The 15,551-nt window shown below is 71.5% G+C and carries 17 protein-coding genes; 9 read left to right on the top strand and 8 right to left on the bottom strand.

From position 1 onward, the window contains the following. Nucleotides 1-7: 7 nt before the first annotated feature. Complete coding sequence (locus ACS04_RS04395) at nt 8-664, bottom strand: DUF305 domain-containing protein (RefSeq protein WP_048475152.1); 657 nt, start codon at nt 662-664, stop codon at nt 8-10. Nucleotides 665-728: 64 nt separating this feature from the next. Here ACS04_RS04395 and ACS04_RS04390 point away from each other — a divergent pair, with 64 nt between their 5' ends. Continuing rightward, nucleotides 729-2,225 carry an LVIVD repeat-containing protein gene (locus ACS04_RS04390; RefSeq protein WP_107438530.1) on the top strand — a complete coding sequence of 499 codons (1,497 nt, stop codon included), beginning with the start codon at nt 729-731 and terminating at the stop codon, nt 2,223-2,225. 33 nt (nt 2,226-2,258) lie between these two features. Here ACS04_RS04390 and ACS04_RS04385 read toward each other — a convergent pair whose 3' ends face one another. The 3 genes from ACS04_RS04385 to ACS04_RS04375 all read right to left on the bottom strand — a co-directional run bounded on the left by ACS04_RS04385 (nt 2,259) and on the right by ACS04_RS04375 (nt 4,620). Then, nucleotides 2,259-2,873 (bottom strand): TetR/AcrR family transcriptional regulator, encoded by a 615-nt coding sequence (locus ACS04_RS04385; RefSeq protein WP_048475150.1) that lies wholly within the window; start codon nt 2,871-2,873, stop codon nt 2,259-2,261. A 161-nt stretch (nt 2,874-3,034) separates the two neighbouring features. Further along, a complete protein-coding gene (locus ACS04_RS04380; RefSeq protein ID WP_048475149.1) occupies nt 3,035-3,973 on the bottom strand; it encodes a M56 family metallopeptidase in 939 nt (312 codons plus the stop codon). A 113-nt stretch (nt 3,974-4,086) separates the two neighbouring features. Further along, the gene (locus tag ACS04_RS04375; RefSeq protein ID WP_048475232.1) at nt 4,087-4,620 is read right to left on the bottom strand and encodes a DUF5134 domain-containing protein; all 534 of its coding nucleotides are present in this window, start codon (nt 4,618-4,620) and stop codon (nt 4,087-4,089) included. 146 nt (nt 4,621-4,766) lie between these two features. On the opposite strand from ACS04_RS04375, the gene ACS04_RS04370 reads away from it, so the two are divergent. Next, complete coding sequence (locus ACS04_RS04370) at nt 4,767-5,306, top strand: GNAT family N-acetyltransferase (RefSeq protein ID WP_048475148.1); 540 nt, start codon at nt 4,767-4,769, stop codon at nt 5,304-5,306. A gap of 19 nt (nt 5,307-5,325) precedes the next feature. On the opposite strand, the gene ACS04_RS04365 is transcribed toward ACS04_RS04370, so the two are convergent. Next, entirely contained in the window at nt 5,326-6,015 is a 690-nt protein-coding gene (locus ACS04_RS04365; RefSeq protein WP_048475147.1) for a glycerophosphodiester phosphodiesterase, read from the bottom strand. Nucleotides 6,016-6,205: 190 nt separating this feature from the next. Next, nucleotides 6,206-6,841: a PadR family transcriptional regulator gene (locus ACS04_RS04360; RefSeq protein ID WP_048475146.1), complete on the bottom strand. Its 636-nt coding sequence runs from the start codon at nt 6,839-6,841 to the stop codon at nt 6,206-6,208. Between the two features lie 49 nt (nt 6,842-6,890). Here ACS04_RS04360 and ACS04_RS04355 point away from each other — a divergent pair, with 49 nt between their 5' ends. From ACS04_RS04355 to ACS04_RS04335, 5 genes are all read left to right on the top strand, one after another. After that, nucleotides 6,891-8,012, top strand: a complete 1,122-nt coding sequence (locus ACS04_RS04355) for an LLM class flavin-dependent oxidoreductase (protein ID WP_048475145.1) — start codon at nt 6,891-6,893, stop codon at nt 8,010-8,012. Between the two features lie 226 nt (nt 8,013-8,238). Then, on the top strand, nt 8,239-9,645 hold the full coding sequence (locus ACS04_RS04350; RefSeq protein WP_048475144.1) for a DUF6421 family protein: 1,407 nt from the start codon (nt 8,239-8,241) through the stop codon (nt 9,643-9,645). 26 nt (nt 9,646-9,671) lie between these two features. After that, nucleotides 9,672-10,436 carry an SDR family NAD(P)-dependent oxidoreductase gene (locus ACS04_RS04345; RefSeq protein WP_048475143.1) on the top strand — a complete coding sequence of 255 codons (765 nt, stop codon included), beginning with the start codon at nt 9,672-9,674 and terminating at the stop codon, nt 10,434-10,436. Then, nucleotides 10,433-11,494 carry a threonine aldolase family protein gene (locus ACS04_RS04340; protein WP_209441620.1) on the top strand — a complete coding sequence of 354 codons (1,062 nt, stop codon included), beginning with the start codon at nt 10,433-10,435 and terminating at the stop codon, nt 11,492-11,494. The genes ACS04_RS04345 and ACS04_RS04340 overlap by 4 nt, the downstream gene beginning before the upstream one ends. 72 nt (nt 11,495-11,566) lie before the next feature. Continuing rightward, the gene (locus tag ACS04_RS04335) at nt 11,567-12,172 is read left to right on the top strand and encodes a transglutaminase-like domain-containing protein (protein ID WP_048475141.1); all 606 of its coding nucleotides are present in this window, start codon (nt 11,567-11,569) and stop codon (nt 12,170-12,172) included. Between the two features lie 37 nt (nt 12,173-12,209). On the opposite strand, the gene ACS04_RS04330 is transcribed toward ACS04_RS04335, so the two are convergent. Further along, nucleotides 12,210-12,716 carry a suppressor of fused domain protein gene (locus tag ACS04_RS04330; protein WP_245236274.1) on the bottom strand — a complete coding sequence of 169 codons (507 nt, stop codon included), beginning with the start codon at nt 12,714-12,716 and terminating at the stop codon, nt 12,210-12,212. Between the two features lie 226 nt (nt 12,717-12,942). Here ACS04_RS04330 and ACS04_RS04325 point away from each other — a divergent pair, with 226 nt between their 5' ends. Beyond that, complete coding sequence (locus ACS04_RS04325; RefSeq protein WP_048475140.1) at nt 12,943-14,163, top strand: alginate lyase family protein; 1,221 nt, start codon at nt 12,943-12,945, stop codon at nt 14,161-14,163. 75 nt (nt 14,164-14,238) lie between these two features. Here the strand turns inward: ACS04_RS04325 and ACS04_RS04320 are convergent, their stop codons facing one another. After that, nucleotides 14,239-14,961: a lysophospholipid acyltransferase family protein gene (locus tag ACS04_RS04320; RefSeq protein WP_048475139.1), complete on the bottom strand. Its 723-nt coding sequence runs from the start codon at nt 14,959-14,961 to the stop codon at nt 14,239-14,241. Between the two features lie 236 nt (nt 14,962-15,197). Here ACS04_RS04320 and ACS04_RS04315 point away from each other — a divergent pair, with 236 nt between their 5' ends. Further along, entirely contained in the window at nt 15,198-15,539 is a 342-nt protein-coding gene (locus ACS04_RS04315; RefSeq protein WP_048475138.1) for a TlpA family protein disulfide reductase, read from the top strand. Nucleotides 15,540-15,551 lie beyond the last annotated feature (12 nt).

Genomic DNA, 15,551 nt, shown 5'->3' with positions numbered 1-15,551 from the left:
TCGCCCGTCAGCCCATCGCGCGCATCCGGTGGATCTCGGCGGTCTGGGTGGCCACCACCTCGTTGGCCATCTCCTCCACCGCGCCGTTGTTCCCCCCGGCCAGCGCCTCGCCCGCCATCTTCACGGCGCCCTCGTGGTGGGCGGTCATCAGGGTGAGGAAGAGCTTGTCGAAGTCGGCGCCCCTCGCCTCCGCCAGCCGGTGCAGCTGCTCCTCGGTCGCCATGCCGGGCATCGCGCCGTGGTCGTGGCCGGCAGCCGGGGCGCCGGAGGGTGCCGGATGGCCGGCCAACCACTTCTCCATCGCGCCGATTTCGGGCCGCTGGGCGGCCGAGATCCGCTCGGCGAGCCGTTTGACCCCGTCCGCCGAGGCCCGCTCGGGGGCGAGCGCGGTCATGGTGAGGGCCTGCCGGTGGTGTTCCACCATGTGCTGTACGTAGGCCCGGTCTGCCGCGTTGGGGGAGTCGTCCGGCTGCCGCTTGGCGGCCTCCTCGGGGGAGAGGGTGCGGGCCTTCTCGCCCGGTCTGCCGGGGGCGATGACCGCCGCGCCGCCGTCTTGCGCCCGGTCGCCGCCGTCCGCGCCCCGGCAGCCGGCCAGGGCGACGAGGATCCCGGCGGCCACCGCCACGGCGGTCGTTCGACGGAGTGACCCTTTTGCCATGTCCATGAAAGGAACATACTGCGGGGGGCCCGGTTCCGTTCACGGCTCGGTCGGAATCGATCGGACTCCCATGGGAGGCACAGTGACCTCGAAGCACACCAGCAGAGTGCGGAACAGGAGTCTGGGGGCGGCCGTGGCCGCGGCCGGGCTGCTGACCGCGCTGTTCGCGGCCGGCCCCGCGGCCGCCACCCCCGACCCCGGGGAGTTATCGCCCGGGATCTCCCGTCCGGAAGGGGGCGCGGCGGCGGGCGGGCGCGTACTCGCCCCCGGCGAGATCCCCGGCCAGGACGAGATCGTGCACAGCGCCAACGTCCGGCACCTGACCAACATCCCGAGCACGTACCCGGGCGTCATCAACACCGACCTGGCCTTCCAGGGCAAGTACGCCTACGCCGGCAACTACAACGGCTTCACCATCTACGACATCGGCAACCCGAAGGCCCCGAAGACCGTCAGCCAGGTGCTCTGCCCCGGCGGCCAGAACGACGTCTCCGTCCAGGGCGACCTGCTCTTCCTCTCCACGGACTCCTCGCGCAGCGACGACTCCTGCAACAGCGTCTCGCAGCCCGCGACGGAGAAGTCCTCGTGGGAGGGCATCAAGATCTTCGACATCAAGGACAAGAAGAACCCGAAGTACATCAAGTCCGTCGAGACCAACTGCGGTTCCCACACCCACACGCTGGTGCCCGGCGATCGCGACCTCTACCTCTACGTCTCCTCGTACTCGCCGAGCGAGGCGTTCCCCGACTGCCAGCCGCCGCACGACGGCATCTCCGTGATCAAGGTCCCGAAGAAGAACCCGACGCAGGCGGCGGTCGTCGCCTTCCCCGTCCTCTTCCCGGACGGCGGCAACCCGGGCGGGCCCACCAACCCGGGCGTCAGCAAGACCACCGGGTGCCACGACATCACCGTGCTGCCGTCGAAGAAGCTGGCGGCCGGCGCCTGCATGGGCGACGGCATCCTCTTCGACATCAGCAAGCCCGAGCAGCCGCGGGTCATCGACCGGGTGCAGGACAACGTCAACTTCGCGTTCTGGCACTCGGCGACCTTCAACGAGAAGGCCGACAAGGTGGTGTTCACCGACGAGCTGGGCGGCGGTGGCGGGGCCACCTGCAACGAGGCGACCGGCCCCAACCGCGGCGCCGACGGGATCTACGACATCACCGGCCGCGGCGACCAGCGCAAGCTGGTCTTCCGCAGCTACTTCAAGATCCCGCGCCTCCAGGCCGACACCGAGAACTGCGTGGCCCACAACGGCTCGCTCGTCCCGGTCGGCGGCGGCCGCGACATCATGGTCCAGTCCTGGTATCAGGGCGGCGTCTCGGTATGGGACTTCACCGACTCCGCCCGGCCCCGGGAGATCGGCTACTTCGAGCGCGGCCCGCTCACCACGGACCAGCTCGGACTGGGCGGGTCCTGGTCGGCGTACTACTACAACGGGTACGTCTACTCGAACGACATCGCCAAGGGCCTCGACGTGCTGCGCATCGACGACTGGCGCACCGAGAGCGCGAAATGGGTGTGGATGGACCGGCTGAACGTCCAGTCGCAGCCCGAGTACCACTGACCGGAGCGGCCTGACGGGGGAAACGTTCCGCCGTCAGGCCGAGCCGGGCGGGCCGCCGTCCGGCGGGAAGCCGAGCCCCCAGTCCAGCCCGTACCGCTGGAACAGCTCCGCCCGCAGCCGCTCCTGCGGCATCGGGGCCCCCGGCAGCAGGACCGCGACCACCGCGCCCATCAGCAGCGCCCGCAGCAGCGGGTAGTCGGTGTCCACGTCCTGCGACCCGTACCGCGTGACCGTGTCCCGGAGCAGCTCCGCCAGCCGCTGCTGCTCCGGGCACTGCACGAACCCCTCGGCCTGGAGGATGCCCGCCATGTGCGTCCGCATCAGCAGCGGCTCGTCCCGGGCCAGCCCGAGGATCGCGTCGACGGCGCGGGCGAGCCGCTCGCGACCGTCGTCGGTGCGCGGCTCGCGCTCCAGGGCCGCCTCCAGCCTCAGGTGCATCAGCCGGTGCACCGCCGACTGGAGCAGCTGCCGTTTGCCCGGGAAGTAGTAGGACACCAGGCCGCGGGCCGCACCCGCCCGGTCGGCGATGGCGCCGAGCGTCGTCGCCTCGTAGCCGCGCTCGGCGACGAGTTCGACGGTGGCCTGGAGCAGCCGCTCCCGGGAGCGCCTGCGCAATTCTTCATTGACCGATGCGCTGCGCGGGGACATGCTTACTCCTGCGTTGACTGGCTCCCAGCCAATATACTCAGCGCGCGGGGTCGCCTGCTCTGGGTGACGCGGGGGATCACCCAGAGCAGGGACTTCCACACCTCGGGAGACCGACGGTTTCCGGCCCCTCCGTCCGAGCGGCCGCGATCAGGGGAGCATGCTCAGGCGAGCGCGCTCAGACCGGGCATCAGGGCCACCACGAGCGGGACCACCGGGACCAGTGTGGCCAGTGCCGTCAGGCGCAGCCTGCGGGCCGCCGACAGCCGTGGCGCCGCCGACAGCAGCCGCCGCACCCGCTCCGACACGTGCGGCTGCGGGCTCGGGTACGGGCCGAACACCCCCCGGTCCTCGTTCAGCCCGACCAGCGCCAGCGCGATCGTCAGCCGCCCGAACCGCCGCGAGGCCACGTCGTCGGCGGCCAGTTCGACGAGCCGGTGCATCTCCGCTTCGAACGCGGCGAAGACCGGCACCTGCGGGAATCCCCCCGCCAGCGCCCGCGAGCAGTGCAGCAGCCAGTCGTGCCGGGCCCGGGCGTGCCCCTGCTCGTGCGCCAGAACGGCGTCCAGCTGACTCCCCTTGAGCCGGCCGAGCGCGGCCGTCGTCACCACCAGCTGCGGGGCCGCGCCCGGCAGCCACCACGCTTCGGGCCGCGTCCCCTCCAGTACGACGAGCCGGGCCCCGGCCGGCTCCTCCCCGGGCATCAGCGGCGCCCGTACGAGCAGCTCGGCGCCCTGCGCCCGGCGCCGGGCCCGGGCCCGCAGCACCTCCCGGGTCAGCCGCGCGCCGGTCCACAGCCCGCCCCCGGCCAGCGCCAGCGCGGTCCCCACGGCCCACGGACCGCCGGTCGGGCCCAGCGCGTACGCGTCGACCACCCCGTGCGGAGCCGCGGCGAAGAGCCGGCCCCGCACCGCCAGCCATGCGGCGGCGGCGCTCAGCAGCATCGACAGGGCGAAGCACAGGAGCACCGCGCCCACCACGCACTGCCACACCCACAAGGCGACGACGGGCTCCCGCTCGGGCCATTCGGCCCGGGCGAGCAGGCGGGGAGCGAACATCGCGGTCAGGGCGCCGAGCAGCAGCAGTGCGGCGGGGACCATCATGTCCGCCAGCCTATGAGCGCGGGGCTACCTGCGGGTACGGCCTTTCGCGATTGGTGACGCAGGACACGTTTGCCCGCCGGGTGCTCGGGCGTCACAGACTGAGTGCTCGGGCGTCACAGACTCAGCAACATCGCCAACATGCCCATCCCCATGGCGAGTCGGCATGCTCGCGTCAGCTCTGCGCGCACCACGGGCGGCCCGCCGGCCACCGGCTGCCCCCCTCCCGCCGTCACCAGCCGGGCCCCGCCGAGCAGCACGTACCCGGCGAAGTAGAGGAGCAGCGCTCCGGTGACGAGCGGCGGCCCTCCGCCGTGCCCGTGGCCGCCGGCCGCGGTCAGCGCCGTGTACGACATGTACGCCATGGCCAGCGAGCCCACCAGGTGGTGCGCGTGGTGCACCCCGCTCCGCAGCAGCCACAGGGCGTGCAGCACCGCTGCGCCGAAGACCGCCAGCAGGATCCCGGGCCCCCACGGCCCGATGCCCGAGGGCACGGCCATCACCGCCATCCCGAACCCCATCACCGCCTCGCCCGCCGCTCCGCCGCGCGCCTCCCGCTCCGACCGGCGCACCCGGCGCAGGCAGTACCCGCCGCTCACGGCGCAGAGCAGGACGAGCAGCCAGGCGGAGAGGGAAGCGGGCAGGGACATCGCGGGACCGTGCACGGCGGAACCCCCCGGTTCGTCGGCGTCACGGAAGAGATGCCCCGGCCCGGACCCCCGCACGCCGCCCCGGGTTAGGCTCTCCTTGCCGCACCGGGCATGTCATATGCCGCCGAGCAGAACGGGAGCCCCCGATGTCGACCGCCCACTCCACCGCCCTGAACTTCCGCAGTGCCGTGGAGGCGGACGTACCGGAACTGGTGGCCCTCGTCGAGTCCGCCTACCGGGGCGACGCCAGCCGCGCCGGCTGGACCACCGAGGCGGACTACCTGGACGGTCAGCGCACCGACCCCGAGGGGGTCCGCGCGATCATCGGGGCGGCCGACGGCGTGCTGCTCGTCGTCGAGCGCGGCGGTGAGCTCGTCGCCTGCTGCCAGCTCGAACACCGGGGCGACCACGCCTACTTCGGGATGTTCGCGGTCCGCCCCGGTCTGCAGGGCGGCGGCCTCGGCAAGGAGATCCTCGCCGAGGCGGAGCGCCGCGCCCGCGAGACGTGGGGCGCCAAGGAGATGCGGATGACGGTGGTGAACGTACGGGAGGAGCTCATCGCCTACTACGTGCGCCGCGGCTACCGGCGCACCGGCGAGATGAGCCCCTTCCCCTACGGCGACGAGCGCTTCGGTGTCCCGCTCCGCGCCGACCTGGCCTTCGAGCTGCTGGTCAAGCCGCTGTAGTACGGAGCGGCCGGCGCCGTCAGGCGATGAACCGGCCCGAGCTGCGGATCTCCGGGAACCCGGTGGCCGCGCCGTCCAGTTCGAGCGCCCGGGCCAGCCGCAGCTGCTGCAGGGTGTCGACGGTCCAGCCGGTCACCCTCAGCCCGGCTCCGTGGAGCGACTCCACGGTGTCCAGGGTGACCTCGCGGATGTTGAGGGCGACCGTGGTCGCGCCGCAGGCCAGGGCCCGGGCGAGCACGGTCGCGGCCCCGCCGGCCAGGTCCGAGTGGAGCACCGTCCGCACGCCCGGCAGCAGCCGCGCCGTCCCGGCCAGCACCGCCTCCTCGAAGGAGGCCACCTCCACCCGCGCGCTCAGGTCGCGGCGCAGGACCAGCTCCGCCAGCGCCGCGGCGGCCGGCCCGTCCTGCACCGACACCTGGAGCGGGGTCCGGACCGCGTCCAGGACCTCCTCGAACACCGGTACGCGTTCACCCTGCCCGGCGTCCAGCTCGCGCAGCGCGGACAGGGTCAGGTCGGCCACGGCTCCGGAGCCGTCGGTGGTGCGGTCCACCTCGGCGTCGTGCAGGACGACGAGCACGCCGTCCTTGCTCAGCTGCAGATCCAGCGCGATGACGTCCATCCCGGAACGTTCCGCGCGGACGAAGGACCGCAGGGTGTTCTCCGGTTCGACACCCATGACCCCGCGGTGACCGATGGTGAGGAAAGTCAAGGTTCTCTCGCTTCCGTCGACGGCGGCTCCCCGCGCGGTCGCGGTGTCCCTACCGGCCGCGCGCGGTGAGGACGCATGCTAGTGCGCCGGGGATGCGATGAGACCGCCCGTGCAGCGCCCGGAACGCGCCGTTCGGCCGGTTCCCGCCAGGGCTGTACGCCGCCCGGCGGGCCGCACGGGCCCTGCCGCGTCACCCGGGCGTGGGCGCGTCCCCGCCGCCTTGACGAACCCCGGCCGGGGCCGGCGTACCGGCCGCGGCGAGCTCGGCGAGATCGGCCAGCAGGGCTTCCCCCAGCTCCAGTTCGGCCAGGTGCTGCCGCTCGCTCCAGCGCAGCGCGAGCGCGGGGAAGGCCCACTGCGGTACCTCCTGCGCCTGCGCCATGGCCTCGCGCACGGCGGCCAGTTCGCCCCGGGTGCGCTCCAGGTGCTCGCCGACCATCGCGCGCAGCAGCACGGGGTCGGCGAGGTGGCCGAGCCAGATCCGCAGCAGCAGCCCGTGCTTGAGCACCGGGGGCCCGGCCTCCGCGGTGTCCGAGGCCCAGCCGGCGAGGGCCGCCCGTCCGGCTGCGGTGATGGCGTAGCGGCGCTTGGCCCGCGCCTCCTGCGGTCCCGAGCGCGTGGAGGCCGCGTACCCGAGCTCCTCCAGGCGGCGCAGTTCGGCGTAGATCTGGCTGATGGCCGGGGACCAGTAGAAGAAGCGCAGGGAGGAATCCGCCCACTTCTTCAGCTCGTACCCGGTGCGCTCCCCGGGGAAGGACAGCAGCCCGAGCACGGCCCACGCGGTCGCCGGCAGCTCTTGCTTCTTCGACGTCTGACTACTAGTCATATTCCGAATTGAAGTAAGGCCGGGCACGGGACGCAACCCTGGAGGCATCGTGAAATTCTCCGTGATCTTCGAAGCTCAGCTCGCCGACCCGACCGTGGAGCGGGAGCACCAGGTCATCCACGACTGCGTGGAGCAGGCCGTACTCGCCGAGCAGATGGGATTCGACCGGATCTGGGCCGTCGAGCACCACTCGCTGAAGTGGTACGCACACATGTCCGCCCCCGAGGTCTTCCTCACCTGGGTCGCGGCCCGGACGCACACCATACGCATCGGCCACGGCGTGGTCTGCATGCCCTTCAACTTCAACCACCCGGTCCGCGTCGCCGAGCGGGCCGCCATGCTCGACCTGCTCTCCGGCGGCCGCCTGGACCTGGGCGCCGGACGCGGCGGCACCGAGCAGGAGACCTCGCTGTGCGGGGTCGACCGGGAGCGCACCGCCCAGGAGGTGGAGGAGGCGCTGCGGATCATCGGCAAGGCCTGGCAGGAGGAGGAACTGGAGTACCACGGCGAGCTCATCGACATCGGCCCGCACCCGATCCTGCCGAGGCCGCGGCAGACTCCGCACCCGCCGCTGTTCCTGGCGTGCAGCCGCGCCGAGACCCTCGTACAGGCCGCCGAACTGGGCGTCGGGGCACTGGTGATGGGCTTCGCCGGGCCGGAGTCCATCGCCGCGATGCGGGCCGTCTACGACGGGGCGGTGGCCGGCCGGGACGGCGCCCGCCTCGTCTCCACCGCCGTCAACGACCACTTCTCGGTGCTCTGCCCGACCATCGTGCTCGACGACCCGGACCGGGCGCGCCGGATCGGCATCCGCGGCCAGCGGTTCTTCGCCCAGTCCATCGGCCACTGGTACGGCGGGGCCGGCATCCCGGACGAGGCCGTGGTCGCGGACGCCGACGAGGCCGCGCAGATGCGCCGGGCGGCCGAGCAGGTGGTGGCCCGGCTGCACGAGCAGGCCATCCCGGTGCGGCCCACCGCGACAGCGACCTTCCACGCCGACCACGCGTACGGCGGCGCCGAGGACGCCATCGCGTACGTGCGGCGGCTCGAGGAGGCGGGGGCGGACGAGGTCATGTGCCTGATCCAGATGGGCACGGTGCCGCAGGAGGCCTGCCTGGAGACCCTCCGTCAATGGGGCGAAAAGGTTATTCCGTACTTTCGCAGTGCCTGAGTGACCGACGTCACCCGGTGGCCCCGCAGGTAGTCGCCGGAGGGGCTGCCGGGGGCGGAGGGCGGTGCGCGAAAGGGGCGAAGCGTGCGCTCGGGTGGTGGACGGCGGGAAGAATTGCGGTGTCCATAGGGGTCCCGCAGGATAATTTCCCGCACGGCCCCTTGAGCAGGACAGGCTCGCACCCATACGCTGTGTTGACGCGAGGTTCTCCTGTGGAGGAAGTGACATGACGGAAATTCTTGTGCCGGGTTCTGGCGGTGCGGTGATAACCGCCGGTGCGCGGGTGGTCGACCACCCTGCGTGGCCCGAGCTCAAGGCCGCCGTGGAGGAGATCCGCCCCTGGCAGGCCAAGGACGGCTCCATCGACTTCGACGCCGCGGACGCCCCGGCGCCGGCCGAGGTCGCCGCCGCCGTCGAGCGGGCGGTCGCCGCGGTCGAGACGCTGTCGCCGCTGCTGCCGCACGCCGCCGCGTACCACCGCGCGCTCGTCAGCGACCTGCGCAAGTGGGTCGCCGACGGCTTCAAGGTGCCGGACTTCCTCGACTCCCTGCTGGCCTTCCACCCGGCCGCCGAGCGTGCGGACGGGCTCCAGCACCTGGTCGTCTTCCCCATGTACACCCAGAACGGCAACCTCGACCGCAACTTCGAGGCCGTCGTCCTGAAGATGGTCTGGCCCGAGTGGCTCTCCGAGCTGGAGCGCACCCGGTACGACAACCCGCTCTTCCTCGGCATCACCTTCGAGGACTTCACCCCGGGCTACGACACGCACTCCGCCGTGCTCTTCCCGGAGACCATCGCCGTGCGCGAAGCCCCCGAGCGCTTCACCTGGGGCGGCATCTTCTGCGACCGCGAGGCGGCCCGCTACCGCAAGGTCACCGAGGCCGCCGTCGACATCCTGGGCATCGAGCTGCCCGAGGACATCGCCCGCATGGTCGAGGACCAGGAGCGCTGCGAGAAGGCCTTCGTCCTGTGGGACATGGTCCACGACCGCACCCACAGCCACGGCGACCTGCCGTTCGACCCCTTCATGATCAAGCAGCGCCAGCCGTTCTGGATGTACGGCCTCGAAGAGCTGCGCTGCGACCTCACCGCCTTCAAGGAGGCCGTGAAGCTGGAGTCCGAGGGCAACGAGCACGGCCGCGACGTCCAGTACGCCGTCCTCTTCGACCGGATGTTCCGCTTCCCGGTCTCGGGCGACCGCAACCGCAACTACGACGGCCTCGGCGGCCAGCTGCTCTTCGCGTACCTCCACAAGCACGACGTCGTGCGCTGGACGGACAACAAGCTGAAGATCGACTGGATGCGCGCCCCGCAGGTCACCAACGAGCTGTGTGCCGAGATCGAGGACCTCTACCGGGCCGGCATCGACCGCCCGAAGCTCGTCCACTGGTTCAAGGCGTACGAGCTCGTCTCCACCTACCTGGCTCCCCACCCGGGCTCCAAGTGGGCCAAGGGCCCCGACGCCCTCGACCTCACGCAGCCGCCGCGCAAGCTCGTCGACGACGTGCTTCCCGACGAGTTTCCGCTGAGCATGTTCTATGAGGCGCTCGCCAAGAAGCTCAAGGGAGTGATCGCCTCCACGAAGGGCATCACTGCGATGAACGCCGATTCGGCCGAGCGGGTCGCCGCGTGAGCGCTCGCCCACAGGAGGCTGCACAGATGAACAGCGCTGGTAAGTCCGCGAACGGCAAGCTCCACGGTGCCGTGGTGGCGGTCGCCGGGGCCGGCGGGCCCGCCGGCCGCGCCGCCCTGCTCCGCCTCGCCGAGGCCGGTGCGGTCGTCGTCGCCGCCGACGCCGACCCGGCGCGCCTCGCCGAATCCGTGGACGCGGCCCGCTACGCCCACGGCGGCGCCACCGTCACCGGTGACACCGTGGACCTGCTCGACCTGGAGGCCACCAAGGCCTGGGCCGAGCGCACGGAGAAGGAGTTCGGCCGGGTCGACGGGCTCGTCCACCTCGTCGGCGGCTGGCGCGGCAGCAAGACGTTCACCGATGTGGACCTCGCGGACTGGGACTTCCTGGAGAAGCTCCTCATCCGCACCGTCCAGCACACCTCGCTCGCCTTCCACGACGGGCTGCTGCGCAGCGACCGCGGACGCTACGTCCTGGTCAGCCAGTCCGGCGCGCACAAGCCGGTCGCCAACAACGCCGCGTACAACGCGGGCAAGGCGGCGGCCGAGGCGTGGACCCTCTCCCTCGCCGACTCCTTCCGCAAGGCGGGGGGCGAGGACGGTCCGGGCGCCGCGGCTGCGATCCTGGTGATCAAGGCACTGGTGCACGACGCGATGCGCGCCGAGCGCCCCAATGCGAAGTTCGCGGGCTTCACCGACGTCAAGGAGCTGGCCGAGGCCATCGCCGGCGTCTGGGAGCGGCCCGCCATCGATGTGAACGGACAGCGTCTGTGGCTCACTCCGCAACCGTGAAGACCGACGCCCACCGCCACCACGATCCGGCGGTGCGCGGATTCGCGAGCGACAACTACGCGGGGGTCCATCCGGAGATCCTGGAGGCCCTCGCCCTGGCCAACGGCGGCCACCAGGTCGCCTACGGCGAGGACGACTACACCGAGCACCTGCAGAAGATCATCCGCAGCCACTTCGGCCCGTACGCGGAGGCCTTCCCGGTCTTCAACGGCACCGGCGCGAACGTCACGGCCCTCCAGGCCCTGACGGACCGCTGGGGTGCGGTGATCTGCGCCGAGTCGGCGCACATCAACGTCGACGAGGGCGGCGCCCCGGAGCGGATGGCCGGGCTCAAGCTGCTCACCGTCCCCACCCCGGACGGCAAGCTGACCCCCGATCTCATCGACCGGCAGGCCTGGGGCTGGGAGGACGAGCACCGGGCGATGCCGCAGGTCGTCTCGATCACCCAGAACACCGAGCTCGGCACGGTCTACACGCCGGACGAGATCAGGGCGATCTGCGAGCACGCGCACGCGCACGGCATGAAGGTCCACCTCGACGGGGCCCGCATAGCCAACGCCGCGGCCTCGCTCGACGTGCCGATGCGCACGTTCACCAACACGGTGGGCGTGGACGTGCTGTCGTACGGCGGCACCAAGAACGGCATGATGTTCGGCGAGGCCGTGGTGGTCGTCAACCCGGACGCGGTCCGGCAGATGAAGCACATCCGCAAGATGTCGATGCAGCTGGCGTCCAAGATGCGGTTCGTGTCGGTGCAGCTGGAGGCGCTGCTCGCCAAGGACCTGTGGCTGCGCAACGCCCGGCACGCCAACGCGATGGCGCAGCGGCTCGCGGCGGGCGTGCGCGAGACCGACGGCGTGGAGATCCTCTACCCGGTGCAGGCCAACGCGGTGTTCGCGAAGCTGCCGCAGGAGGTCACGCGCCGGCTCCAGCAGCGCTACCGCTTCTACTTCTGGGACGAGGCCGCCGGCCACGTCCGCTGGATGTGCGGCTTCGACACGCAGCCGGAGGACGTGGACGGCTTCCTCCAGGCGCTGAAGGAAGAGCTGTCCCGCTGACGTTCTGAATAGACATACCCCCGACCGTAAATCCATTGATTCGCGGTCGGGGGTATTCCTATGCTCCGAACCATGCAGCCGATTCCGTATGACCCCCATGTTCACCCGTACCTGGCGGCGGATGAGGTGGTCGACCACGGCCACCCGCTCGTACGGGAGACTGCCGACGCCCTCTGGGGCGCCACCGGCGATGCATATCCATACGCCGAAGCCGCCTTCGAGTTCGTCCGCGACACCATCCCGCACTCCGCCGACTCCGGGGACCCGCGCGTCTCCTGGCGCGCCTCCGACGTGCTGCGCACCCGCAACGGCATCTGCCACGCCAAGTCCCACGCGCTCGTGGCCCTGTTGCGGGCCCGCGGGATCCCGGCCGGCTTCTGCTACCAGCGGCTCACCGACGACGACGGCTCGAACCCCGCAGTGCACGGGCTGATCGCCCTCCGGCTGCCGGGGGCCGCCCACTGGGCCCGTCAGGACCCCCGGGGCAACAGGCCGGGCGTGGACGCGCGGTTCGCCCTGGACGCCGAGCGACTCGCCTTCCCCGTACGCCCCGAGCTCGGCGAGGTGGACCACCCCGAGCTGTACGCCACCCCGCACCCGGCCGTACTGGCAGCGCTCCGGAACTCCGCCGACCGCCAGGAGCTGTGGCGCAACCTCCCCACGGAGCTGCCGGGTTGAGGAAACGCCGGAACGAAACCGCGGGCTGGCCGACGCCTCACACCACGGACGCCCGGAAAGGGTCCGTGGGAATGATCTCCGCATTGTCGAAGAGCCGCTCCAACGCCTCGTGACCCTCACGTCTGCGGAACTCGATCTCGGCGGCCGTCACAGGCAGGGTCCACAGGATGCGGGCGTGCCCCCCGGGCAGCGGACAGCGTTCGAGATCGGGCCCGTGGAGATAGGGCAGGCTGATCAGCAGGTGGTCGCAGGCCGAGCCCGGCACCCACGGTCCACCGATCGGCATGCTGTGCTCCAGATCCAGCTGATGTCCTGCGCAGTGGTAGTGGGCGGTCATGGCCATGAGGTCGATGAACCGCTGGTCGCGGACAGGGGCGGTCATGACGAACTCAAGCCCGTGGCCGTCCTTCTCCATCGCGGCCCAGCATCCTGCGGTCACATAGGCCCAGCTGTCGCTGCGCGGCCCGGGGTCCACAACGAGAACCTTCAGGTCGGGCACGGTCTCGCGCTGCCGCTGCCCGAGGTCGCAGGCGACGACCTCCACGGAATGCCCCTCGAAGAACGTCCGGACATGTGACTACGGCCTCCGCGGCCGGCAGCCTCGCATCACTCACGCGCGCGATCATGCCAGACCGCAGCGAACCCGCCTGAGCGACCCGGTGGGGATAGTAAAGTTTCCTGTCGGATAATGTTGTCAACTTGGCATGCCCATGGGTACTTTCGGCGGCAGCGAATCCCCGTTCCCCCCACCTCCGAACGGAAGGTGCTCCATGCGCCACGGAGTTCCCGCGGGACTGGCCGCCCTCGCGCTCGGCCTGGCCGCCGCCCTGACCCTCACCCCCACCGCCCAGGCCGGGCCGCCGCCGGCCCCCGCCGCCCGGGCCGCGGGAGCCGCGGCCCCCGCGCAGTTCGCCCACCCCGGGGTCCTCAACAGCCGCGCCCAACTGGACTTCGTCCGCACGAAGGTGCAGGCGGGGGAGCAGCCGTGGAAGGGCGCCTTCGACGCGATGCTCGCCAGCGACTACGGCTCGCTCTCGCGCACCCCCACACCGCGCGCCGTCGTCGAATGCGGCTCGTACTCGAACCCCGACATCGGGTGCAGCGACGAGCGCGAGGACGCCATCGCCGCCTACACCGACGCCCTCGCCTGGTACATCACCCGCGACGCCAGGTACGCCAGGAAGTCGATCGAGCTGATGGACGCCTGGTCCGCGAAGATCAAGGACCACACCAACTCCAACGCCCCGCTGCAGAGCGGCTGGGCGGGCTCCACCTGGCCGCGCGCCGCCGAGATCATCAAGCACGCCTACCCGGGCGGCTGGGCCGGTCAGGGGCGCTTCGCCACCATGCTGCGCGACGTCTACCTGCCCGAGGTGATCAACGGGAAGCCGAACAGCAACGGCAACTGGGAACTGATCATGATGGACGCCGCCATCGGCATCTCGGTCCACCTCGACGACCGCGCGAGCTACGACAAGGCGATGGCGATCTACCTCGGCCGGGTCCCCGCCTACTTCTACCTGGCCTCCGACGGGCCGCAGCCCGCGTACCCTCCCCGCTCGACCATCGACACCAAGAGCGAGCTCGTCGACTACTGGCACGGCCAGAGCACCTTCGTGGACGGCCTGGCCCAGGAGACCTGCCGGGACTTCGGCCACACCGGCATGGCGATCGCCGCGACCATGCACGTCGCCGAGACCTCGCGGATCCAGGGGCGCGACCTCTACCCGCAGTTCAAGGACCGCTTCCGGTACGCGCTCGGCTTCCACGCCCAGTACGAGCTCGGCGCGAAGGTGCCGTCCTGGCTGTGCGGCGGGAGCCTGGCGAAGGGCATCGGCCCGGCCACCGAGGTCGGTTACAACGCACTGCACACCCGGCTGGGCATCGGCATGGAGAACACCCGCAAGCTGACCGAGGGGCGGCGCCCGGCCGGCACCGAGAACCACTTCGAGGCGTGGGAGACGCTGACCCACGCCGACAACCCCAACTGACGGCCGGTCGTACGACAGTGCGGCCCCGCCGTGAACGGCGCGGCCGCACGCATCACCCGGTCCGGTGGCGGCGGATCAGCCCGCTTCCTTGACCTGGGCGGCCGTCGGGGCGGTCCCGCCCAGGTGCGCCGGCAGCCACCACGAGTCCTCGGGGCCCTTGGGCTTGGCCGGGTAGGCGCTCTGCGCGGCGTCCAGCAGCTCCTGCACCCGCTCGCGCAGGCGCCGGGTGATGGCCCCGGCGTACTGGTCGGAGGGCGCCTCGATGGGCTCGCCGACCCGCATCGTCACCGGGATGTGGCTGCGCTTGAGGTTCTTCGGGCGGCCCTTGGTCCACAGCCGCTGGGTGCCCCACAGCGCCACCGGGATCAACGGGACGCCCGCCTCCTGGGCCATGCGCGCGGCGCCCGACTTGAAGCTCTTGAGGGTGAACGACTGGGAGATCGTCGCCTCCGGGAACACTCCGATGATCTCGCCGGAGCGCAGCGAGTCGAGGGCGTGCTCGTAGGCCGTCTCACCCTGCTTGCGGTCCACCGGGATGTGCTTCATGGCGCGCATCAGCGGACCGGACACCTTGTGGCGGAAGACCGACTCCTTCGCCATGAAGCGGACCAGGCGCTTCTGCGGCCGCGCGGTCAGGCCGGCGAAGATGAAGTCGAGGTAGCCGATGTGGTTCGACACGAGGACGGCCCCGCCCTTGCGCGGGATGTTCTCGGTGCCCTTCATGTCGATGCGGATGTCCAGCGCCTTGAAGAGGGTGTGGGCGGCGCCGATCACCGGAGGGTAGACGAGCTCTGCCATGAGGGGGAGACCCCGCTTTCTGCCTGGGGAGGTGCTCCCGGCCGGAAGTTACGGCTGCGTAGGTACGCTGCCCTTGGGGATCGTGCCCCATGCGCGCGCTGCTGGCCAGCCCAGACGACCGCGCCCGAGGAGATTCTCGTCACGCCGGGAATGCGGCGCGCGGCCGGAGCGCTCGGATCACCGTACGAACGCAATTCAATGATGCGGCAAGCAGGTCCGCGGCGACGGGAGCAGGGGTGCACGGCGAAGAGGACGCGCAGGCCACGGGCCTGACGCGGCTGGGCGCGGCCGAACTGGGGGCGGAACCCGGACGGCGCGCCAGCCTGGTGCAGTTCTCCAGCGCGTTCTGCCAGCCCTGCCGGGCCACCCGGCGGATCCTCGCGGACGTGGCCGCTCTGGTGGAGGGCGTCGAGCACATCGAGATCGACGCTGAAGCCCGCCTCGAGCTCGTACGCGCCCTGGGGATCGACAAGACACCGACCGTGCTCGTCCTCGACGCGCGGGGGCGGATCGTGCGGCGCGCGGCGGGGATGCCGCGCAAGGCGGACGTGATCGCCGCGCTGGGCGCCGCGATCTGAGAGGCGCGAGGA

It is taken from the genome of Streptomyces roseus (assembly GCF_001044425.1).
GTDB classification, from domain to species: Bacteria; Actinomycetota; Actinomycetes; order Streptomycetales; family Streptomycetaceae; genus Streptomyces; species Streptomyces roseus.
The sequence above is the reverse complement of the archived record's forward strand: the minus strand, read 5'-3'. Positions and strand labels throughout refer to the sequence as shown.

Coding starts and splice junctions, on each gene's coding strand:
- ACS04_RS04335 (WP_048475141.1), top strand. CDS start 11,567: ATGCAGCCGATTCCGTATGACCCCCATGTTCACCCGTACCTGGCGGCG.
- ACS04_RS04385 (WP_048475150.1), bottom strand. CDS start 2,873: ATGTCCCCGCGCAGCGCATCGGTCAATGAAGAATTGCGCAGGCGCTCC.
- ACS04_RS04380 (WP_048475149.1), bottom strand. CDS start 3,973: ATGATGGTCCCCGCCGCACTGCTGCTGCTCGGCGCCCTGACCGCGATG.
- ACS04_RS04345 (WP_048475143.1), top strand. CDS start 9,672: ATGAACAGCGCTGGTAAGTCCGCGAACGGCAAGCTCCACGGTGCCGTG.
- ACS04_RS04360 (WP_048475146.1), bottom strand. CDS start 6,841: ATGACTAGTAGTCAGACGTCGAAGAAGCAAGAGCTGCCGGCGACCGCG.
- ACS04_RS04325 (WP_048475140.1), top strand. CDS start 12,943: ATGCGCCACGGAGTTCCCGCGGGACTGGCCGCCCTCGCGCTCGGCCTG.
- ACS04_RS04320 (WP_048475139.1), bottom strand. CDS start 14,961: ATGGCAGAGCTCGTCTACCCTCCGGTGATCGGCGCCGCCCACACCCTC.
- ACS04_RS04395 (WP_048475152.1), bottom strand. CDS start 664: ATGGACATGGCAAAAGGGTCACTCCGTCGAACGACCGCCGTGGCGGTG.
- ACS04_RS04375 (WP_048475232.1), bottom strand. CDS start 4,620: ATGTCCCTGCCCGCTTCCCTCTCCGCCTGGCTGCTCGTCCTGCTCTGC.
- ACS04_RS04350 (WP_048475144.1), top strand. CDS start 8,239: ATGACGGAAATTCTTGTGCCGGGTTCTGGCGGTGCGGTGATAACCGCC.
- ACS04_RS04390 (WP_107438530.1), top strand. CDS start 729: ATGGGAGGCACAGTGACCTCGAAGCACACCAGCAGAGTGCGGAACAGG.
- ACS04_RS04370 (WP_048475148.1), top strand. CDS start 4,767: ATGTCGACCGCCCACTCCACCGCCCTGAACTTCCGCAGTGCCGTGGAG.